21 protein-coding genes, 1 tRNA gene and 1 pseudogene are annotated in these 18,827 nt (G+C 62.6%); 5 read left to right on the top strand and 18 right to left on the bottom strand.

Features of this window, described 5'->3' with window-relative positions; translation table 11 throughout:
* Positions 1 to 178 precede the first annotated feature (178 nt).
* Positions 179 to 1,156, bottom strand: a complete 978-nt coding sequence (locus IVB36_RS21835; protein ID WP_247392964.1) for an ABC transporter substrate-binding protein — start codon at positions 1,154 to 1,156, stop codon at positions 179 to 181.
* A gap of 415 nt (positions 1,157 to 1,571) precedes the next feature.
* Here IVB36_RS21835 and IVB36_RS21830 point away from each other — a divergent pair, with 415 nt between their 5' ends.
* On the top strand, positions 1,572 to 1,808 hold the full coding sequence (locus IVB36_RS21830) for a hypothetical protein (protein ID WP_247392963.1): 237 nt from the start codon (positions 1,572 to 1,574) through the stop codon (positions 1,806 to 1,808).
* A 72-nt stretch (positions 1,809 to 1,880) separates the two neighbouring features.
* Here the strand turns inward: IVB36_RS21830 and IVB36_RS21825 are convergent, their stop codons facing one another.
* The 7 genes from IVB36_RS21825 to IVB36_RS21795 form a co-directional block, all read right to left on the bottom strand.
* On the bottom strand, positions 1,881 to 2,111 hold the full coding sequence (locus tag IVB36_RS21825; RefSeq protein WP_247392962.1) for a hypothetical protein: 231 nt from the start codon (positions 2,109 to 2,111) through the stop codon (positions 1,881 to 1,883).
* A gap of 335 nt (positions 2,112 to 2,446) precedes the next feature.
* Positions 2,447 to 2,713: a hypothetical protein gene (locus IVB36_RS21820; RefSeq protein ID WP_247392961.1), complete on the bottom strand. Its 267-nt coding sequence runs from the start codon at positions 2,711 to 2,713 to the stop codon at positions 2,447 to 2,449.
* Positions 2,714 to 2,764: 51 nt separating this feature from the next.
* Complete coding sequence (locus tag IVB36_RS21815; RefSeq protein WP_247392960.1) at positions 2,765 to 3,007, bottom strand: hypothetical protein; 243 nt, start codon at positions 3,005 to 3,007, stop codon at positions 2,765 to 2,767.
* A gap of 111 nt (positions 3,008 to 3,118) precedes the next feature.
* Complete coding sequence (locus tag IVB36_RS21810; protein ID WP_247392959.1) at positions 3,119 to 3,658, bottom strand: hypothetical protein; 540 nt, start codon at positions 3,656 to 3,658, stop codon at positions 3,119 to 3,121.
* On the bottom strand, positions 3,636 to 6,077 hold the full coding sequence (locus tag IVB36_RS21805; protein ID WP_247392958.1) for a primase-helicase family protein: 2,442 nt from the start codon (positions 6,075 to 6,077) through the stop codon (positions 3,636 to 3,638). The genes IVB36_RS21810 and IVB36_RS21805 overlap by 23 nt, the downstream gene beginning before the upstream one ends.
* Positions 6,078 to 6,079: 2 nt before the next feature.
* A complete protein-coding gene (locus IVB36_RS21800) occupies positions 6,080 to 6,370 on the bottom strand; it encodes a hypothetical protein (RefSeq protein ID WP_247392957.1) in 291 nt (96 codons plus the stop codon).
* Between the two features lie 170 nt (positions 6,371 to 6,540).
* A complete protein-coding gene (locus IVB36_RS21795; protein ID WP_247392956.1) occupies positions 6,541 to 7,185 on the bottom strand; it encodes a hypothetical protein in 645 nt (214 codons plus the stop codon).
* Between IVB36_RS21795 and IVB36_RS21790 the strand changes: the two genes are divergently transcribed.
* Both IVB36_RS21790 and IVB36_RS21785 read left to right on the top strand, forming a co-directional pair.
* Entirely contained in the window at positions 7,169 to 7,402 is a 234-nt protein-coding gene (locus IVB36_RS21790) for a hypothetical protein (RefSeq protein ID WP_247392955.1), read from the top strand. The genes IVB36_RS21795 and IVB36_RS21790 overlap by 17 nt on opposite strands.
* On the top strand, positions 7,362 to 7,577 hold the full coding sequence (locus tag IVB36_RS21785) for a helix-turn-helix domain-containing protein (protein ID WP_247392954.1): 216 nt from the start codon (positions 7,362 to 7,364) through the stop codon (positions 7,575 to 7,577). The genes IVB36_RS21790 and IVB36_RS21785 overlap by 41 nt, the downstream gene beginning before the upstream one ends.
* Before the next feature lie 19 nt (positions 7,578 to 7,596).
* On the opposite strand, the gene IVB36_RS21780 is transcribed toward IVB36_RS21785, so the two are convergent.
* The 4 genes from IVB36_RS21780 to IVB36_RS21765 all read right to left on the bottom strand — a co-directional run bounded on the left by IVB36_RS21780 (position 7,597) and on the right by IVB36_RS21765 (position 10,565).
* Positions 7,597 to 8,841: a site-specific integrase gene (locus tag IVB36_RS21780; RefSeq protein WP_247392953.1), complete on the bottom strand. Its 1,245-nt coding sequence runs from the start codon at positions 8,839 to 8,841 to the stop codon at positions 7,597 to 7,599.
* Positions 8,842 to 9,064: 223 nt separating this feature from the next.
* Positions 9,065 to 9,141 (bottom strand) — tRNA-Arg (locus IVB36_RS21775).
* Between the two features lie 150 nt (positions 9,142 to 9,291).
* On the bottom strand, positions 9,292 to 9,837 hold the full coding sequence (locus IVB36_RS21770; protein ID WP_247362420.1) for a hypothetical protein: 546 nt from the start codon (positions 9,835 to 9,837) through the stop codon (positions 9,292 to 9,294).
* Positions 9,838 to 9,995: 158 nt separating this feature from the next.
* A complete protein-coding gene (locus tag IVB36_RS21765) occupies positions 9,996 to 10,565 on the bottom strand; it encodes a hypothetical protein (RefSeq protein ID WP_247362418.1) in 570 nt (189 codons plus the stop codon).
* Between the two features lie 178 nt (positions 10,566 to 10,743).
* Between IVB36_RS21765 and IVB36_RS21760 the strand changes: the two genes are divergently transcribed.
* Entirely contained in the window at positions 10,744 to 11,127 is a 384-nt protein-coding gene (locus tag IVB36_RS21760) for a VOC family protein (protein ID WP_085351313.1), read from the top strand.
* Positions 11,128 to 11,200: 73 nt separating this feature from the next.
* Here the strand turns inward: IVB36_RS21760 and IVB36_RS21755 are convergent.
* A pseudogene (locus IVB36_RS21755) lies at positions 11,201 to 11,549 on the bottom strand (hypothetical protein).
* Between the two features lie 255 nt (positions 11,550 to 11,804).
* Here IVB36_RS21755 and IVB36_RS21750 point away from each other — a divergent pair.
* A complete protein-coding gene (locus tag IVB36_RS21750) occupies positions 11,805 to 12,155 on the top strand; it encodes a GrlR family regulatory protein (RefSeq protein WP_018455289.1) in 351 nt (116 codons plus the stop codon).
* 96 nt (positions 12,156 to 12,251) lie between these two features.
* Here the strand turns inward: IVB36_RS21750 and IVB36_RS21745 are convergent, their stop codons facing one another.
* The 5 genes from IVB36_RS21745 to IVB36_RS21725 all read right to left on the bottom strand — a co-directional run bounded on the left by IVB36_RS21745 (position 12,252) and on the right by IVB36_RS21725 (position 18,751).
* Positions 12,252 to 14,939, bottom strand: coding sequence for a PAS domain S-box protein (locus tag IVB36_RS21745; protein ID WP_018455290.1), 2,688 nt, complete (start codon positions 14,937 to 14,939; stop codon positions 12,252 to 12,254).
* Between the two features lie 124 nt (positions 14,940 to 15,063).
* Complete coding sequence (locus IVB36_RS21740; RefSeq protein WP_247392952.1) at positions 15,064 to 15,990, bottom strand: DMT family transporter; 927 nt, start codon at positions 15,988 to 15,990, stop codon at positions 15,064 to 15,066.
* An 80-nt stretch (positions 15,991 to 16,070) separates the two neighbouring features.
* Complete coding sequence (locus tag IVB36_RS21735) at positions 16,071 to 16,886, bottom strand: NUDIX hydrolase (RefSeq protein ID WP_247392951.1); 816 nt, start codon at positions 16,884 to 16,886, stop codon at positions 16,071 to 16,073.
* Between the two features lie 4 nt (positions 16,887 to 16,890).
* On the bottom strand, positions 16,891 to 17,844 hold the full coding sequence (locus tag IVB36_RS21730) for a dihydrodipicolinate synthase family protein (RefSeq protein WP_247392950.1): 954 nt from the start codon (positions 17,842 to 17,844) through the stop codon (positions 16,891 to 16,893).
* A 28-nt stretch (positions 17,845 to 17,872) separates the two neighbouring features.
* Complete coding sequence (locus IVB36_RS21725) at positions 17,873 to 18,751, bottom strand: SDR family oxidoreductase (RefSeq protein WP_018455294.1); 879 nt, start codon at positions 18,749 to 18,751, stop codon at positions 17,873 to 17,875.
* Positions 18,752 to 18,827 lie beyond the last annotated feature (76 nt).

Raw genomic sequence — 18,827 nt, 5'->3', positions numbered from 1 at the left:
GCAAGTACTGGGTCAAGGTGAAGAACCGTAGTCACCCGGCGATGGAGCGCGAGCTGTGAGCAGAGCGGCAGGTCCGATCTGCAACTAACAGCAGACCTCAACGGTCGATGAGACCACTTCGCCTTCGGGCCACTTCCGGACTCATGCGCCGCAGCCAGCAACATTGCAAGTTGCACCGTTATTCGATCACTTCGTCCGCTCTGGCGAGCAGCGTCGGCGGCACAGTGAGGCCGAGCGCTTTCGCCGCTTTGAGGTTAATCACCATTTCCAATTTGGTGGCAAATTCGACCGGCAGATCAGCCGGTTTGGCTCCCTTGAGGATTTTGACAACGTAAGCCGCCGCACCACGAAAGTTGTCTGCCAGGCTGACCCCGTAGCTGACTAGACCACCCGCATCGACGTGGTCGCGGAATCCGTAGATGGCTGGCAGTTTTGCGGTCGCAGCGAGTGCGGCGACCCGATCCCGTTCGTTGAATAACATACCATCGACGAGCACGATGACCGCCTGGACGCCGTCCTTTGCCAATGCCTGAAATGCAGTATCCAGATCATTGGGCGCCCGGACTTCGGCGACAACCAACCTGATACCCAACCTATGGCTTGCACTCTCAGCTTCTTGACGATCGACAATCACCCCACTAGCGACGTTCACCAGCAACCCGATTGCGGTCATATTTGGAATCAACTCCCGCGCAAGCTCGATCTGCTTACCTGCAAGGCCTTCAATGCGAAACAGTAGACCAGTGACATTGCCTCCTGGTCGTGACTCGCTCGCAATCAAACCAAAGCGGATCGGGTCGGCAAGCAATGGACAAACAATCGGAATCGTCTGCGTCAACTTCCTTGTCGCGACAGCGGCCGGAGTGACAGCGACCATGATCACGTCAGGCGTAAGGCGTACCAACTCCTCGGCCAGCTGAGGAAATCGATCCATGCGGCCCTCCGCGAAACGCCATGCGATGTCGATATTCTGGCCTTCGACGTAGCCCAGCTCTCGCAAACCCTGGACAAAGGCGTTAAGCACCGGATTACCTGGTCGCGTGACTGCCACCAAAACTCCGATGAGCGGCCGCTTGGACGAAAGCTGTGCACGCGCCACGAGCGGCCATGCAGCTGCTGTCCCCCCAAGCAGCGTGATGAATTCCCGTCGTTTCATCGGATCATACCTCGTGGCCAGAGGTCTGAATTGAGGTGAGCGCAGTCCGCGCCTCCGACAGACAGGATAGCACACCTTGGCATACAGGGAGACCGTTGCGCTGCAGGATTTCAGGTTGCTCATGCCAGCTTCGGGTCAAAACCTGCCCTGATGGCGCGGCCGGAGAATGTCTCCCAGTCCCCCGGGAGCGGACGTGGCTTGAGTTTGGCAGTCCGGTTCACCTCGCCTCTAGAAGAGCGCGAACTAGAAGCAGCGGAATAAGCAAGGCCTATGTTTCGGAACTGCTGTGAGGCCCTTGCTGGCGCTGACCAATGGACAAACGATGCCCCCGCCACCAAGCCGCCCGAATCACGTCCCGTTACTAAGCATTGACTCGCGCGCAGCGTGGATAGCCCAACGGACAGGGCGGACTACTATGGCCGATGCGAACTGGGACGACTTGGATAGGCTTGAACAAAGGCTGCTGATCAAGTTGTTCGGCGGCGGCTCAACGCGATACGATGATCCGGTGGTTGTTGAGGGTCTTCGACGCCGTGGCTTTGTAGACGATAACAACCAACTTTCCATGCCAGGGCTGCGTGTTTTCGCCGTTGCTGTCCGCGAACAGCAAGCAAAAGCCCGATCCCATTTGGCTGTCCGGAGGAGCCACTGAGTCAGAGCCGCCGCAACAACCGATGACGCCGGCGCTTTTGCTGCCGTTCCTGACGACGTGCGAGGGACGCATCTAGTGTCGTTCCGTCGATTGCGCCGTCGTCGCACCGAACGCGCGGATGGCGATTTCCTGCGTTGCCCACATGCGCCACTCTTCGAGATCACCAGCATAGCGCAGCATCGATTTGCGAAATGCCGCATCATCAACGCTCATGCCTTTGTCGAGCAGCAGGTAATTTCCATGCTTGACCAATGCCTCGTTCCGACGATCGATAAACAATTGCTGTGCCTCTTCGAACGTCATTTCGAGCCTCCGCGCTTCACAGCCAGTCGCCAAATTGCGCCGTCACCCGGCCGAACGGCCGTGGTTTCCTGGTCGGTATGCCAAATCGAACCCGCATGTGTGACGAAGGTCCCCGGCGGATATGTCCGCGATGCATCCCAAATGCCCAGGTAACGGAGTGTCGGGCGCGACTCGAGTTCCTGGATCCGCTGTCTCAGCGGCCTGATTGCCGCCAGGACGAAATCGCCGATCACTGGTGCCAGCGATTTGACGAGGCCTTCGATCTCGGCTCGCCGCTGGGGCGAAACCTGCGCTTCGATCGCACGGCGCTCTTCGAGAGTTGGGAGGTTTGTCATTTACACGTGCTTGATGTTGGGAGCTTTCCCATGGCGTCGCTCATACGCAAGCGACAGCCGAGCTTGCTCGCGGACCAGCGCGCGACACGCGCGCATGTTGGCAGGATTATCGCGGCGCCAGAGCAGTTCGCGGATTTGCTTGGTTATCCGATTGATGGCAACCAAATCATCGGCTTCCGGCAAAATGCGAACCACCGAGCGCCCCATCTTGCGGGCAACCAAACGGCGGCCAGTTTCTAGGTCCGTCGCTGATAACTTGACGACCATTGTCGTCTCCTCATTATTTCGAAGTCGACCTTCAAATAGCAGATCGCGACCTCAACCTTCGTTACGCTGTAACTTGCGGTGCAGTTTCTGCAGCGCCAGCTTCAAAGCTTTTGAGAGTTCTTTCCGATCGCGCTCATCCCATTCCAGCAACACGCCCTGGCTGCGAAGCCAATCTACGTCGCTCCAGTCGAGATCGATGGCAATTCGCGTAGCGCCCTTCGCCTGGCGCGCGCGGTGTTCCCGCATGCGCTGGGCGGCGGCCGTCGGTGCTAGGTGCGCCTTCGCCTTTTTCACGGTGAACCTCCCGGGCTAAATGCCGTCACAGCGGGCAACCCCCTTTTAGGAATTTGATCCCATTGCATAAGGACCAGCCCGTGCGGTTCTCGGGGCTTTGCTGGGCCATTTCTAAACCTCCCCCCCCGGTCGCCGGCCTTCGATCCGCTGCGCCACGCCCTCCGCGCGGGTTGGCTCGGAAGGCTTTTGCCTGCCTGCTATTGGGGCGAGTGCAAATTCCTGGCTGAGATGGCCGGCGCCTATTGGCTGGTCGCTCCTTGGCGACATCCTGCGTAGCTTCCTTGTCATAGACGGCTCGCTGGTCGGCATAGTCGCGCGCCTGATCGGCGTCGATTCTGCGCAGCGGGCGTGGTCGACTTGGTCGACTTCGTTCCAGAAGCCGAACACAAAAACGTCCAGCAATATCAATAGCCGTTCGACTTGTTCGACATGTTCGACTTGTTGGGCCAAAATCGCGACCGGAAACGAGAGAGAGAGAGAGCCCCCGCCTGCTTCCGCTTCGCTTTCCTCATCTCTTTTTTTAGTTTTAGAAGTCGAACAAGTAGAACAGTAGAACAACGCTTGTGGATCAAGGGGTTGGGCCGTTCCACTTTCCTTTGCAAGTCGAACAAAGTCGAACAAGGCCCAATCAGGCGTCGATGTCGGCTTCATCGATCTCTTCCACATCGTCACCTTCCTCGGCACACCACTCTGTGATGTCGGGATTGCGCCATTTCCAGCCGGGAAAGCGCTCGATCCATGCAGCGCGCAACTTCTCCAGCGGTGGAAACGTCCAGCCCTGCCTGCGCAGCACCTTCTGTTCGTTCTGGCCGCCCATCTCTTTGAGGAATGTACCGAGGCGGCGATCGTTGGTGAAATTCCGCAGGCGCGGCTCGATCCGCCTTGCTTGATCGTAGAGCCCGAGCTGTTTGACTTGCCGGACCTGGGTGTTGGTATCGCCATAGCGGGACTTGACGGCGATCTTGATCAGGCGGTCGTAGGAATTGCTGACCGCCTTGTTGGGCTCTGACGGATCGGCTCCCCACAGTGTGCCGGTGTCCAGCAGTTCGCACCACCATGCATCGAGCGGCTGCAAGCCGTGATCACGTTGCTGCCGCAACCCTTCCGTCTGCGGCACCGCGCGCACATTGAAGTCCGTGAGATCGACTTCGTGCAGCAAATGGTAGAGCAGCGCCTCGTAGCCGCCATTGTCGAGTTCTTTTTGCAGGGCACTAAAATATACGAAGTCCTGTTTGCGCGCGGCCGACATGGTCGGGATGAAGAAGCGCCGCGCGGTATCGCTGACCGGCAAGAAGTGATCGGAGTTGCTCAGTATCGTCATATTCAGATAGCTGGCGGCCGAGTAGATGCCGCAGTTTTTCGGTTCGATTGTCATCTCCGGTTCGGTAATCAGGTTGAACAGGGCGTTGCGGTGTTCGGGGTTGCCGACAAACAGCGCCTCGTCGGCGGTCAGCCGCAACAGTGACTCCAGGTGCGGGTTGAAGGCACCGACGATGTGCTTCGGATTCGCAAGCTGCATGGCGTGCCCGGTCAGCCGCCGCATTGTCTTCTCATAGAAGCCCTTGCCGCAGCCTTCCTCTTTCGTTTGCAGGCCGAGCGCGACTTCGGTGCGGATGCGTTTCTGGAGGATGGTGGCTTCGCGTTTGCGCAGATAATCAAAATTCGCTTCGTCACCGCTACAGATGATGTCACGCATGAAGTCGAGAACTTTCGAGCAATCTCCCTTGACCGCCTTCACGCCGAAGCCGCGCCACAGGTTCAGCCTGTTGCCAACGTCGCCGTCGTGCTGCGGCATGAATGCCATGCCGCCGTCGTATTGCCGCCGCCGTTGGCTTCCGATCCAGTGGCTGCCCATGGGCTCGCTTTTCAATTCGCCCTTCTTGTCCAGATAGAAATGCCGGTATTTGTTGGTGAGGGATACGAAGTCGCCGACGGACTGGGTCATCACGATGGTTTGGCGGCCGGGGAATTCATCCAGCTCGCCGAACGTCACGACGCGGGTCTTGCCGCCGATGGGCAGCACCGCGTGCGCCTTGTTCAGTCGTGCAACGTCGTCTACGCCGACGGCGGCCGGGTCGACCGGCTCCTCGTCCGGCGCGACCCACTTCTTCCGGGCGCCGTCGATCAGGGCGTCGAGGTCGTGATCGCTGTAGCCATTGCTGCAGTAGTTCTTGCACATCAGCCTGATCACGCTGTTGGACCAGCCACGGCCGATCATGGTCGCAATCGCGTCGCGGATAGAATTGTGCCACTCGCCGGGCGTGCGGCTGGCCTCCAGCAGCGCCATCAACTCATTGTCCTTGCGGCCGGGCTTGGTGTCGGAGCCGGCATTGCCCGAGCCGGTGTTGCGGCTCGCGTGGGGACCACCGGTCGCCTCGTACACGGCGAGATCGTCGCGCTTATCGATAAACGCACCGTGGACGACCTTCGCGCAATGGTGGGGCTTTGGGCTGTCGCAGACCCAGCCGTAGAAGTACGACTGCGAGAGCGCGAAGCTGTCACTCTTGGCGATCACCTCGACGTTAAGCGTCGCTTTCAGGACCCCATTGAGCCGCGCAGCCAACTTGTACCGCATCTCGGGCGGCAACGGCTTGGAAGTTGGAGCAATGAGTCGCCAGCGCGGTTTCTCGGGCGTGTGAGATGCCGACGTATAGAGCAACGCGTGGATGCCCGTCGCCTCGACCGCCTTCACTGCGTCATCGAAACTGACCCGCTCAATGTCATAGTCCAGCTCGACGCCGGTGATCTGCACCACGTTGGCATTGTGGCGCAAGCTGCCTTCGGCGGTGCGCTTCTTGCCGAACTCCGCCAGCTTCAACCACGGCAGATCGTCCTTCCTTCGCGCAGAAGCGTTTTGGATGCGCTCCTGCAATTCGATCAAAGTCAGGTCGTCGGTGGTGTAGGTCTTGGCCGCGAAATCCTTGAAGAACGTGACATGAATTTTTGCAAGTCGCGGCGGCGGCTCCTCCCACGGCTCGAAGAGCGGAGCGCGTTCGATGGTCTCGGCGGTGGAGGCCGCGTAATCCTCGAAGTGCTTCAGGATGGCGTCGAAGCGTTCGGCATCCAGCATGGTTACCGCCCCTTGCTCTCAGCTTCGCGCTGCCGAAACCCGGCCAGCTTCTCCTGATGCAGCGCGCGATCCTCCGCAACGCGCAGCTCGATGGCACGCTCCAATTCATCCGCGCCATTGCGCATGGCGCGGATGATGTTGGTGAGCAGGTATTGCGACCAGCTATCGATCGGTGAGCATGTCAGCGCGGTCCGCGTGATGTGCTCGATGTCCCGGCACGCACGGTACATGTATCGATGCAACGGGATCGGCGGCTTGGGTTTGCGCCCGCGTGGGACGAGGGTCAAATTCATAGGTGGAACCTCCGCTCTTGCGGGGTCGCGCCAGCCGTGGCATCATGATCGTGCAAAGAAAGCCAGGACTGGGATGCGACCCCAGTTTTGAAAAGGACCTCGCCGCACCAACGCGGCGGGGTTTTTTCATTCTGCGGCTGAGGGTCCAGAAAGCACAGGAAAAGCGGCGATCATTTTTTCGTCTGCTGCGTAGCGTCTGACTCCGACGAGCTGGCGCGGGCATTCAGCTCTCGCGCAATCGCGTTGATAGAGGCGCTGGAGGGACGAAACTTCTTTTCGAGGCCGATCCAGTCGAACAGCGCATCGAACACCGCTTTGCGGTCTGCTTCGATCTCGCGCCCGACCATCAGCTCAAGGAACGGTTCCGTGATCTCTTTCCGCACGTCCCGCTTCCGGTAATCTTCGAGCGTGGTCCTGAGCCAGTGATCGACATCCAGTCCGCGCACCGTGAGCACGGCATCGACATCGGTCGGTTCGTGTTCGTGCATCTCCATGATGTCGCGCAGTTTGCGGTCATCTGCATCGGGGTTAAGCCGGGACCAGCCTGCCTTCTCAATGTCGTTGTCAAAGAAATCGGGTCCGATCTTGGCGGAAATCGCGAGCACCTTAGTGATTGCCGCGCGATATTGGTGCACCAGCTTGCGCCCGGGCTTTTTGCCCTGCGCCCCACCCCAGCCCGTTTCGATCTTCTTAAGTGCAAGTTCCAATGCATATCGATCGAAGGGACCAGTCGCGTCCATGGCCTTCAACAGCCGTTCGAATTTCTCCTCGCGGGACTCTGCACCGATGGGAGATGGCTTGCTGCGCTGGTTCATCCGGGGCGGGCACATCCAAAACGCTATTCAGCAGCACGAAAAATCACCGCCGGTTTTCCTTCACGCGGCAGCAATGCTGCGTCAATTTACGGCGCAGAACAAGACCAAACCGATCGTTCGCGGACGTGCCGAGGATCGCGCCGCGCCAAAATTGTCATCCGGGTCGCACGACAACGATGAAAACACCAAAGCAGATCGCAACAGCCGCATCAGATAGGCTCGCCTTCACCATTGAGGAGGCGGCGAAAGCGTCGTCACTTGGATCAACGTCGATCTACAAGGCCATCCGCGACAGGCAGTTGGTTGCCCGCAAGTACGGAACCCGCACCATCATCACTAAGACGGAATTGGACGCCTTCCTGAACAACCTGCCGCCGGTCGTCGGCGAATAAAGCAGCGCGGCCCTGTTTATCAAGCGACACGACCCATTGTAGCGCCTTCGGCCGCTGGGCTCGTGGCGAAGTCGGCCCACTCTTGCAACACCAGGCGCCGCTTCTTCACTGCATGACCGTGCTTGTACGCTTTCTCGGCGTTGTCGCCCGTGATGTGGTGCATGCAATGCTCGATGATCTCCTCCTCGAAATCGGTCTCGTCCTGCGCCCAGGTCCGGAACGTGCCACGGAACCCATGCACGGTCAGCGTCGGATCGCCCGAGACCTCTTTGAGCTTTTTCAGCATGGTCATGTTGGACATCGGGCCTTTGAGATCGCGGCCCGGAAACACATAGTTGCTGACCCGGCTGTCATACAGCTCGCGCAGGATCGCCACCACCTGGCGCGGCAGCGGCGTCTTCTTGTCATAACTATTCTTGGTGCCGTCGCCGCCCTCAGTGTCCTGACCGCTGATGGCCGACAAGTCCCAAAGCCCCTGGTCGAGATCGAGATGCGGCCACTGCATGAGCATCGTCTCGGCGGTGCGCGCGGCCGTCAGCGCGGTGACCTCCAAGGCCCGGGCGCTCAAGTCCGGAATGGCGGCGAGCTTCTGCATGAACGCAGGCACCTCAGCATACGACATCGCCTTATGGTGGCCGCGCACTCGCCCGCGCTTCGGGGCCTTGCCGAGCTTTGGGCGCAGCTTGGTGGCATAGTCCGCCGGGTTGTCCTTGCGCCAGCCGTCGGCGATCGCAGCATCGAAGATCAGCTTCAGGCGCTGCCGGGTGTCGCGGGCGGTCTCGACCTGCCGGTAGATCGGCTTCAGCACCAACTGGATAATCTGCTCGGTGGCGATCTCGTCGATCCGCAGCCGGTGCAGCGGCTTGGCGTGGTTCTCAACGATGTTCTTGAGCTTGGCGCGGGAGGCTTGGTGCTTGAGACTGATCTCATACGTCTCCCGCCAGGCTGTGGCGTAGGGCAGGAACAACGGGCAGCCCTCCGCCCGGCGGGCTTCGTCGCGCTCTTCCTTGGGGTTGCCGCCATTGCCGAGGATGCGGCGGGCGTCCCGCGCCCGCTTCTTGGCGTCGCCCCAGGTGACCTCCTTGGCCGAGCCGAAACCCATGCTCTCTTTGACGCCTTTGCGCTGGTACTTGAACAGCCAGCGCCGCCCACCGGTGGGTGCGACGATCAGATAGAGATTGTCGCCGCAGGGGTACTCCCCGGCCGGCATAGCCAGGTAGTTCTTGGCGTTCACCCTTGGTTTGCCGTCAGTTCGATCGCCCATGGCGCTTCTAACTCCGCCTTCATCGAAAATGTGCTGCCAGGATATAGGGAGCTTCTAACTCAAACCGAGTGGGAGTTAAAGGGGCAGTCTGTCGAAAACAGATGGGCGATGGCCAGCGGTGGCAGGCGACGGCCAGCGAAGGAAATAAACCTGCAAGGACAGTTGTTTATAGGCTGGCAAGTGATGATGAGCGATGGCGAGCGAAGGCCGGCGGTGTCGGCGTTGGCGCGCTCGGAGAGATTCGAACTCCCGACCCTCGGAATCGAAATCCGATGCTCTATCCAGCTGAGCTACGAGCGCCCTGGCCCAGAGATTGGGCCGCAACCGACACGCCCCAGATCGCTGCTGGCGAGCCAGCAGGCCGGGCGACGTTCGGATGGGTTGAATTAGCAGAGAGGCCGGCCAATAAAAAGCCCTTCCACCCCGCTTCGAGACGGGTCAGACCCGCCCTTACCAGGTGCTGTTGAAGAAGCCGAAATGCGGCTGCTGCGCCATCACCATCATCGGCCCACCTTGCTGCGGCATCGGATGAGTTCTGGCGACCTTGCGCTTGGGCTGCTGCGCCGGGGTCCGAGCGGGCTGGGCCTGAGAAAGCTGGGCCTGCGCCTGAACCTGCGGCTGAACTTGCGTCTTGGTTTCGGTCTTCTTGGCCGCAGCGGCGTCGGCCTTTGCGGCCGGCGTGAATTGGGCGAACGTCTCGCGGACCCGCGCCTTGGCTGATATCTCGGCCATAGCGGGTGACATGCCCTCCACGGGCGGCTGGGGAGCCGCGACGGCGGCGATGTTCACCGCAGGGGCGGCAAGCGTCGGCTGACTGGTGTCAAGCACCACGCGCTCTGGCAGGTGGCGATCGGACCGGATCCGGATCAACGGCTGTTCGTTGCTTGCGGTTGCGATGGCCTGTGTCACGGGCGAAGTCGGCAGAACGTAGTCCGCTGCGAACAGCAGTGCGAGCAAGGCTCCACCGACAAAGATGAAATACCGAAAGATGGGCATGGGCGACGCTCCGCCCGCCGCATCCCCGCGTGGGCTCTCCGCCTTAACAGGCGATTATTTGATTGGTTCCTGGCCCAGCCGTTAGGTTCAAATGGCGACGCCAAATTTTTGGCCAAGGCCCCAGGACAGTAACTTTTCCGCTACCGGAAAAGGCCGGCCTAGGTCCGGCGTGCTGCCACAAGCGAACACTTCGCCTGATCGGCATTGACGTTGACGAAGCCGACAGGAATGCGCGCAAAAGTCTTGCGGCTCTTCATGCTGACGGGGTCCGCCAGAACGCGGCTGCGGTCGGTGAGATGACTACCATCGCGCCGCGCAAAAGCGCAGACGATCTCGACATCCTTTACGGCATAGTCGTTGTCGTTGCGCAGCGTGAGCGTCACCAGTGCCTTCGAGCCAAGGCCGCCGCGGCGCCAGGTCTGAGATGAAATCCTGATCCGACCGAGTTCTGCCATTGTCGGAATCTGAGCTTCGGAAGCCGGCGACACGGCGGCCGCATCGCGTGAAGGCGCCGTCTCCACCGCTGCCACGTCAGACCTCACCGGTTCGGCGCCGTTGCCTCTGGAAAGAGGGAGCAGCATCCAGATGCCGCAACCGACGATGGTGGCCGCCAACAGCCAGAGCAGGCCTCGCCCAAATGAAACGCTCGCGATCGTCACCGCCCGCGCCAGTCGTTCGCCGGTCCCGGCGAATCGCCCTAACCCGATGCGGTCAAACCCAGCGTTCATGGTTGCCTCACCGCCCGCGGCCGGAGCACGTTCGACAACGGATTCCGCCACTGCTTACCTTAATCCGGAAGACGAACTAAGGTTCCCGCGCACTGTCGAATCGGGAAGAGCGGTGGCGGTCGGCGGCCGAGGCCGCTAACATGCGCTGCAACATCAAGACCCGTCGGGAGACCATGAAATGCCAGTCGTCACTTGGGATCACGTCCATCTGCGCAGCCCTGATCCGGAGGCCACGGCGGCCTGGCTGCGGGACATCCTTGGTGGCGAGATCGTGCAAGCGCCCGGACGGATCGACGTGAATCTTGGAGGCGCAAGGATCTTCATTGCTCCACTCGAGGGCGACAACGTGGTTAACCCGCCGCCGCCGCACCCGCATCAGGGCCTCGACCATTTCGGTCTCACGGTGAAGGACATCGACGCCGTCGCCGCCGAGATCAAGGCCAAGGGCGTCACATTCACACGCGAACCGACCACGATCCGCCCCGGCGTGCGCATCTGCTTCATCCGCGGACCCGAAGGCATCTCCATCGAGCTGCTCGAGCGCGACAAGAAATACACCTGATAAGGCGCGCGTCGCATCGGCTCACCGGTCGTCGTGCCGCCCGGTGCGCCTAAGTCATGCTACCGGGCATGAATCAGCGGACGGCGACGCCCATGTAGCCGTAGATCGGCCAGACCATGGTGCGTCCCAGTCGGTATCCGAGAGCGCCGAGTCGTCTGCATCGGAGCAGCAAGACCCCTTGCCGCTTCGCAGTCCATCGAACCAGGCCTTCAATTCGGGGCATGGGTGTTGACGAACTGGCCGCGGTCGCGCGCCTGCCCGAAGGGGGCTGCGAGTGCGATCAGGGCCAGGGCGCAAGCGAGGCTCGCCACGCTTCGCCAGCGTGCCGCGCCGCCGATCCGCCGTTGTCGTGTTTCGCAAATCGTGGGACGCACACGGTACAGACGCGGCTTCTCGCCGCCGGAATCGATCCAGTTGCTCACGTTTGTCTTGCTCCAGCACCCCGCGGCCAGTGCAACAATGTTATGCATTTCGCGGGCCAACTTGATTCCCAACGACTGGCCTCGCTTCATGATCAGACCGTCATGGCGGTGTCATAGACAAGCCGGGACAACTACGGCTCACGGCAGGCTCACAAGGCCGGCGGCCAAACTCCCGCGTTGCGTGGGCACATCCGCTTTGGCATAAATGCTCTACCGGTTACGCCATTGGGCGATGGCGGCCGGCCTCGGGACGTTATGAAGAACGGCCTCTATTCGATTCACGTGAACCTGCTCGATGGTCGGGTCGGCAAGGGCAGCGGCGTGATTCTTTTTCGCGACGGCAAGATTCTTGGCGGCGATGCGTACCTCTATTACACCGGCAGCTACACGGTGAAGGACAACACCTTCAAGGGTGAGGTGCTGGTCCAGCGTCACACCTCGCCGCGGGGCGACGACAATCCGCTGTTCGGCGGGCCTGCCGCGGTCGGCATCGGCGTCAGCGGCACGTTCACGGAGACGCGCGGGGACATGACGGGCACCGCGCTGGTCGGCAAGGCCAGCCAGATTTTCGGCGCGACGCTGCACAAGCTTGCGGAGGTCGACTAGGACTTCGGTTCTGATTGAATCAACCAAAGCTCTCAATTGTTGATTCGACGCGTTTTCATCACGCGAACGGCATCCACTTCGCTCGAAAACCGCAAGCTATTCGGCGGCCTGCTCGAGCGGCGCCACGCGCGGCAGGATGATCTGGATACGTGTGCCGCTGCCCGGTTCGGAATCCAGATCGAGCCGTCCGCCGAGCCTGTTCGTGACGATGCTGTAGACGATGTGCAGCCCGAGGCCGGTGCCGCCCTGATCGCGCCGCGTCGTGAAGAACGGATCGAAGGCACGGCGGCGGACGTCGAGCGACATGCCGCAGCCATTGTCGGAGAAGATGATCTCGACATTGTCCTTGCCGGACTCGCGCACCTGGATGTCGATGGTCCCCGGCCGGCCGTCCGGGAAGGCGTGCGCCACCGCGTTGAGAAACAGATTGGTCAGCACCTGGCCGTAGGGTCCGGGATAGCTGTTCATGGTCAGATCAGGCTGGCACTCGACGTTGAGCGTCAGATTGTGCTTGCGAAGGCCGGGCCGCAGACTCATCACCACCTGCTCGGTGAGGTCACCGAGATCGAAGCTGCGCTGGTCCGAATAGTTGCGGTCGGCGGCGACCTGCTTGAACGACTGGATCAGCTCGGCGGCGCGATTGAGATTGGCGACGAGCTGCGAGGAAGCGTCGCGGCTGGTATGGAGAAAGTCGTTGAGCGTGGAGCGGCGCAGCTCGCCGCGTTCGACTTCGGCGGTGAACATCGCGGTCTTGCGCTCCAGCGCGGAGGCGACCGTGAGGCTGATGCCGACGGGATTGTTGACCTCGTGCGCGACGCCGGCGACGAGGCGCCCGAGCGCCGCCAGCTTCTCCGCCTCGATCAGCGAGGCCTGGGTCTCGCGCAGATTGCGCAGCGCGGTCTCGGCGGATTCCTTGGCTTTCCGCATCTCCTGCTCGCCGCGCTTGCGCTCGCCGATGTCGAGCGCCACGGTGACGATCCGCTCGATCTCGCCTTCGGCATCGAGCAACGGCAGCTTGTTGACGAGCCATTGCCGCATGTGGCCGGAAGAATCAATGTACTCCTCTTCGTAGAAGCCGAGGCCCTTTCGCAGCGTCAGCACGCGCTTGTCGCTCTCGTCGGACTTGGCCGCGCCGTAGCGCGACATCAGGTCGGCCGTGGTGCGGCCGAGCGCATCGCCGGGCTCGATTCCGAAGATGCCGGCCATGTAACGGTTCATCAGCACGTAGCGCAGGTCGCGGTCCTTGACGTTGATGACCGCTGGCACGGTGTCGATGACCTGCTGGAGCAGGCGCCGTCCTTCGGCAATGGCGTCTTCCGCGCGCTTCTGGTCGGTAATGTCGCGCAGCGTGCCCTCATAGCGGACGATGTTGCCCGCCTCGTCGCGGACGCCGGTGGCACTGTCGGACAGCCACAGGATGTCGCCGCCGCGCTGGCGCACCTGGTATTCGAACTCGCGCACCATGCCGTCGCGTGCCATCAGCCGCTGATATTCGACGCGCGCCTCGGGATTGACGTAGATGGTGTGGGCGATGTCGTTGATGCTGTCGATGAGGTCTTTGGGGCTGTCATAGCCCATCATCCGCGCCAGCGCCGGATTGGCGTTGAGGAGGTCGCCGGCCGGCGTCGTGACATAGATGCCGTCGACCGAGCCCTCGAACAGTTTCCGGTAGCTCTCTTCGGCGAGCCGCTGCTCGGTCAGTGCGCGCACCGCCGCCTCGCGTGCCGTGTCGGCCTCCTCCAGCGCACGGCGGAACACTTCGGCCGCCCGCGCGATGTCGCCGATCTCGTTGTCGAGATCGGCGGACGGGATCGAGGTGTTCTTCTCGCCAGCTGCGAGCGCGCGGATCGACCGCGCGATCTGGGCGAGCGGACGGACCGTCCGCCGCACCACGAAGCCGGCCGCGAGAATGCCGATCAGCACACCGATGGTACCGAGCACGATGCTCTGCCAGCGCGCCTCCGTCAACGTGCGGGCAAAGTCGCGCGACAGCACGTGACCGCGCCGGGCGCTGACCTCGCGCAGCAATTCGGTGACGCGGCCGATCAGCCGACCCTCGGTTCCCAGCACCTCGCGGTCGATGTCGGCGATCTGCCGTTCACGGACCGCGACCGCGATGATCGCCTCGGCGTACTCGTTGACCGCCGATCTGAGCTTGGGATCAGTGACGCCCATCGCCCGCATGCTCTGCGCCGCCTGCTCGGCCGCGGACGGGTTGCGGGCAAGCAACCCAAGCGCGATCCGGCTCTGCGCTTCCGACAGGCGGGACGCCAGCTCTCGGTCCGCAGTGCCGGAGACAGCTGCGTCGAACTGGTCGCGGAGCGGCGGCAGCCCGGCAAGCAGCTGGGCGCGGCGGTCGATCAAGGTCGAGATCCGCTCCAGGCCGCTGCGATAGGTCGCAAGCCGCTCGCTGACGCCGTCGATCATATCCTGCTGCTCGGGCACGAGCTCGATGCGGGTCTTCTTCAGGATGTCACTGAGCGTCGAAGCCGCCTCGCCCACCTGCTTGAACTGGATGCCGGCGCCAGGGTCGGTGACGAAGTCGCGCGCGGCGAGCCGCAGCTCGTTCATGCGGCGGTCGATGTCCTCGGCGAGGTCGCCGACGCTCTGCAGCCGCTGCAGCTCGGCGAAGGTCGTGTCGATGTGCCGGATCGCGATCACGCTCGCGGTCGAGGTGACGATGATCACCGCCAGCACCAGAAGGAAGCTGCCGAACGTGAGCTGGCCGATGGAGAGCGAGAATGTTCGCTTTTTCTCAGGGGTCGGCGTCAATTCGGCGGACATTGGTGATGTGGGGACCGGGCCATTGGAGCTCCAATATACGACGTATTGCAGTCCCGGGGGAACATGCGTCTGGCCGCCGAATATCCTTAATGTTGAAGCCCTGCCGGCCTCCTTGGCCCCGGTTTTATGACGTTTTGACGCCGGCCGGCCGCCGCGCCGGGATGGTCATGGCGGCGACGCCGAGGACGACGCAGGCAAGGCCGATCCAGGCGGTCCGGCTCAGGCTCTCGCCGAGGAAGGCGACGCTGATGGCAACCCCGATCGGCACGCGGAGATAGGCCTGCGCGGTGGTGCCGACCGAGCCCAGGGTCTGGATTAGGCGGAAATAGATCACGAAGGCCGCGGCGGTCGAGAAGGTCGCCAGCGCGAGCAGCGCCAGCACGGAACTCAGCGAGGGCGACAGCGTCCAGGGCTGCTCGACGATGAGCGAGGCCGGGATCAGCGCCGCCGCCCCCGCCAGCAACGAGCCGGCCGCGGGCGCCATGGGATCGAGGCCCTTGAAGCCGCGACCGAAGATCGCGGCGCAGGCGTAGCAGATGGTGGCGGCAACGATAGCGGCCTCCGCGACGAGGCCGCTTCCGACATCGTGGAAGGCATCGACGCCGACGATCAGCAGGATGCCGGCCATGCCGGCAACCACCCCGACCAGCTTTCGCGGTGTCGTCGCCTCGTGACGCGTCACAACGGCCGTGAGCAGGAAGGTGAAGATCGGGCCGGCCGAGTTGAGGATGGTCGCAAGCGCGGCATCGACGTGGCGCTCGCCCCAGGCGATCAATGTCCAGGGGATCACGCTATTGAGCACGGCCTGGAAGGCGAAGCGTCGCCAGGTCGCGGCATCCGTCGGCAGCCTGATGCCCCGCGCCCACATGATCGCGAGCAGCAGCAGGCCCGCAATCGTGGTGCGCGCCGCGATCAGCGTAATCGGCGGAATGGTGGCGACGCCGAGCTTGATGAAGGTGTAGGAGCCGCCCCAGAGCGTTGCGAGCGCCAGCAGCAGCGCCAGCTCGACGGCGATGTTGTTGTCCTGCCGATTGCCCTGTCGGTTGTCCATGTCGCGCGCTCGATCCCGTTGTCAGGGACGGAACCTAGCGCGTCTGCCCTCGCCGATACTTCGCTTTGTATCGAAGTGTCCTAGCCGATGGCCCCGACCTCGAACACCTCACCGTCATAGCCGGCCTCGCGGGGAATGCGGAGCTGACGGCCGGTTTCGGTCTTGGTCATGACAGGCATCACCGTCACGACGGACATGCCGCGGGCGTGCTCGAGCGCGGCGCTCACGCTGCCCTGCTTGGCGAGCCGGATCAGATTGCGCGTGGTCGGGAACGGCAGCTTGAAGCGGCCGCTCTCGCCGCCCTCCACCGCCTCGCGTGGCGAGACCCAGATCGAGTCGGTCGATTCCCGGCCATCATGCGCGCCGAGCTGGTCGGGCGGTGCCGCCGCAAGGAAGAACCAAGTGTCGAAACGTTTTGGCATCCCCTCGGGCGTGATCCAGTGTGCGTAAGGCACCAGCGTATCGAGCGCGAGCTGGAGGCCGTTGTCGGCCAGAATGCTCAGGAAGGTGATCATGTGCTCGTTGAGCGCGACGCGATGCGCATCGGCGATTTCGCCGGCGCGCTTGGCGTCAACAGGCGTGCCCGAGTCCTTCGAGCGCGCCAGCAGGATGCCGCTTTCCTCAAAGGTCTCACGGATCGCGGCGATCCGAAAGCCGCGGTCCGCTTCGCTCAGGCCCTCGCCGCCTGAATACAAGTCGGAGCGCTTGACGATCTCCTGATCGCCGGCATCGACGCTGCCACCCGGAAACACCAGCGCGCCCGAATTGAACTCGATCTGATGATGGCGGACCATCATGAAGACTTCGATTTCGTCGCGGCTCTTGCCGTCGACCTTCGCGCCGTCGCGCAGCAGGAGGATCGTCGACGCAGGGCGTGATGCTGATGCCTCGGCCATTCGATTAACCTGCGGCGCTGGATTGCGGGCCGAGATTGGCGCGCTTGTCGACGCGGGCGACGCGCGACAGCAGGTACTCGACCTCTGCCTTCGCCGCCGGCGTGATGGTGGCGCCGGGCTTGCGCTGGGCGCTGGAGGCGATGATGCCGCGCTTCTGCAGCACGTATTTGCGCACGGCGAGGCCCGCGCCGGGCTGCTGCTCGTAGCGGATCAGCGGCAGATGTGCGTCGAACAGATCATGGGCGGCGTCGCGCTTGCCTTCCTTCGAAAGCCGCACGATGTCGATCAGGAGTTCGGGGAAGGCATAGCCGGTCATGGCGCCGTCGGCGCCGCGCTCCATCTCGAAGTCCAGAAAGAGCCCGCCATTGCCGCAGAGGATCGAGAGCGGCCGCAGCGAGCCGTCCTTCTGGAAACTGCGCAGTGTCGAGATCTTTTCCAGCCCCGGCCAGTCCTCGTGCTTGAGCATCACGCAGTTCGGATTGTCGGTGACGACCTTGCGGATCACGGCCGGGGTGAACACCACCGACAAGGTCAGCGGATAGTCCTGGAGCACCCAGGGCACGTCGGGGCCGATGGCCTCGGCCGCCTGCTTGTAATAGCCGATGATCTGGTCGTCGGTCCGCAACGACGGCGGCGGCGCGATCATGACGCCGGCCGCGCCCGCATCCATCGAGGCCTTCGCCAGCGACCGCATGGTGGCAAAGCCCGGCGCGGAGACGCCGACGATCACCTGCATCTTCTTGGCGCGCTTGACGAAGCGTACCGCCACCTGTTCGGCCTCGGCGGCATCGAGCTTCGGGGCCTCACCGAGGATGCCCAGCACAGTGACGCCATCGCAGCCGACCTCCTCGTAGAAATCGGTCAGGCGGTCGATCGAGCGCTCGTCGATCCGGCCGTCATCGTGGAACGGCGTCGGCGCGATTGCGAAGGTGCCCTTGGCGTCGGCGGTAAGTTTCATCGTTGTCCTTGTTTCTCTCTGTCGATGGCTAAAACCGCCGCGCCCCCATCTTGATCTGCTCTTCGGAGAAGAAGATCTCCTTGGCATGATCGGCGATGTCCTGGGCCTTCCAGCCCGTGTGCGGCGGCTTCCAGCCGTCCATTTCCATCATCCGCATTTCGCGCACGCCGCGGGGCCCGGACACGCCCAGCACCTTGCCGGTCTGGTCGCCGGACAAGTCGCTGACCATGTATAGCACGGCCGGCGCGATGCCGTCCGGCCCCAGCGCCGCGCCGGGGTTCTCCTTATAGCGGGGCAGGTCTGCGGTCATGCGAGTCAGCGCGCCTGGCGCAAGCGTCCAGATCCGGATGTTGTATTTGCGTCCCTCGATCGCCAGCACGTTGGACAGGCCCCAGATGCCGCCCTTGGCCGCGCCGTAATTGCTCTGGCCGAAATTGCCGATCAGGCCCGAGGTCGAGGAGGTGTTGACGATGACGCCGCCGCCGTTTTCCCGCATCCAGCGAAACACCGGCATGGTGCAACAAAAGGTGCCCTTCAGATGCACCTTGATGACCTTGTCCCAGTCGGACTCAGACGCCTTGGCGAAGGTCTGGTCGCGCAGAATGCCGGCATTGTTGACGAGGATGTCGGCGCGGCCGAAATGCTTGATGGCGTCGTCGAACACCGACTGGCCGCCTTCCATGGTGGAGATGTCGGCGCCGTTGGCGACCGCCTTGCCGCCTTCGGCCTTGATCGCATCCACCACGAGCTGCGCCATCGATGTGTCGGCGCCGGAGCCGTCACGGGGCCCACCGAGGTCGTTGACGACGACGGAGGCCCCTTCCCGCGCGAACAGCTTTGCGTAGGCCTCACCGAGCCCCCCGCCCGCGCCGGTGATCAGCGCAACCTTGCCGTCGAGTAGTCCCATGGTGGCTCTCCCTGTTTTGTTCTTTTGCTCCGTCATGGCCGGGCTTGTCCCGGCCATCCACGAACTTGATCGCCAA

The sequence above is a fragment of the Bradyrhizobium sp. 35 genome, assembly GCF_023073215.1.
In the GTDB taxonomy this organism is placed as follows: Bacteria; Pseudomonadota; Alphaproteobacteria; order Rhizobiales; family Xanthobacteraceae; genus Bradyrhizobium; species Bradyrhizobium canariense_D.
Note: the sequence above shows the minus strand (reverse complement) of the source record. Positions and strands in the feature narration are given on the sequence as shown.

What these genes read in the sequence shown, in the direction of transcription:
- IVB36_RS21835 (WP_247392964.1), bottom strand. Translation starts at nt 1,156, where the DNA reads ATGAAACGACGGGAATTCATCACGCTGCTTGGGGGGACAGCAGCTGCA.
- IVB36_RS21830 (WP_247392963.1), top strand. Translation starts at nt 1,572, where the DNA reads ATGGCCGATGCGAACTGGGACGACTTGGATAGGCTTGAACAAAGGCTG.
- IVB36_RS21825 (WP_247392962.1), bottom strand. Translation starts at nt 2,111, where the DNA reads ATGACGTTCGAAGAGGCACAGCAATTGTTTATCGATCGTCGGAACGAG.
- IVB36_RS21820 (WP_247392961.1), bottom strand. Translation starts at nt 2,713, where the DNA reads ATGGTCGTCAAGTTATCAGCGACGGACCTAGAAACTGGCCGCCGTTTG.
- IVB36_RS21810 (WP_247392959.1), bottom strand. Translation starts at nt 3,658, where the DNA reads ATGAAGCCGACATCGACGCCTGATTGGGCCTTGTTCGACTTTGTTCGA.
- IVB36_RS21805 (WP_247392958.1), bottom strand. Translation starts at nt 6,077, where the DNA reads ATGCTGGATGCCGAACGCTTCGACGCCATCCTGAAGCACTTCGAGGAT.
- IVB36_RS21800 (WP_247392957.1), bottom strand. Translation starts at nt 6,370, where the DNA reads ATGAATTTGACCCTCGTCCCACGCGGGCGCAAACCCAAGCCGCCGATC.
- IVB36_RS21795 (WP_247392956.1), bottom strand. Translation starts at nt 7,185, where the DNA reads ATGAACCAGCGCAGCAAGCCATCTCCCATCGGTGCAGAGTCCCGCGAG.
- IVB36_RS21785 (WP_247392954.1), top strand. Translation starts at nt 7,362, where the DNA reads ATGAAAACACCAAAGCAGATCGCAACAGCCGCATCAGATAGGCTCGCC.
- IVB36_RS21780 (WP_247392953.1), bottom strand. Translation starts at nt 8,841, where the DNA reads ATGGGCGATCGAACTGACGGCAAACCAAGGGTGAACGCCAAGAACTAC.
- IVB36_RS21770 (WP_247362420.1), bottom strand. Translation starts at nt 9,837, where the DNA reads ATGCCCATCTTTCGGTATTTCATCTTTGTCGGTGGAGCCTTGCTCGCA.
- IVB36_RS21765 (WP_247362418.1), bottom strand. Translation starts at nt 10,565, where the DNA reads ATGAACGCTGGGTTTGACCGCATCGGGTTAGGGCGATTCGCCGGGACC.
- IVB36_RS21760 (WP_085351313.1), top strand. Translation starts at nt 10,744, where the DNA reads ATGCCAGTCGTCACTTGGGATCACGTCCATCTGCGCAGCCCTGATCCG.
- IVB36_RS21750 (WP_018455289.1), top strand. Translation starts at nt 11,805, where the DNA reads ATGAAGAACGGCCTCTATTCGATTCACGTGAACCTGCTCGATGGTCGG.
- IVB36_RS21745 (WP_018455290.1), bottom strand. Translation starts at nt 14,939, where the DNA reads ATGTCCGCCGAATTGACGCCGACCCCTGAGAAAAAGCGAACATTCTCG.
- IVB36_RS21740 (WP_247392952.1), bottom strand. Translation starts at nt 15,990, where the DNA reads ATGGACAACCGACAGGGCAATCGGCAGGACAACAACATCGCCGTCGAG.
- IVB36_RS21735 (WP_247392951.1), bottom strand. Translation starts at nt 16,886, where the DNA reads ATGGCCGAGGCATCAGCATCACGCCCTGCGTCGACGATCCTCCTGCTG.
- IVB36_RS21730 (WP_247392950.1), bottom strand. Translation starts at nt 17,844, where the DNA reads ATGAAACTTACCGCCGACGCCAAGGGCACCTTCGCAATCGCGCCGACG.
- IVB36_RS21725 (WP_018455294.1), bottom strand. Translation starts at nt 18,751, where the DNA reads ATGGGACTACTCGACGGCAAGGTTGCGCTGATCACCGGCGCGGGCGGG.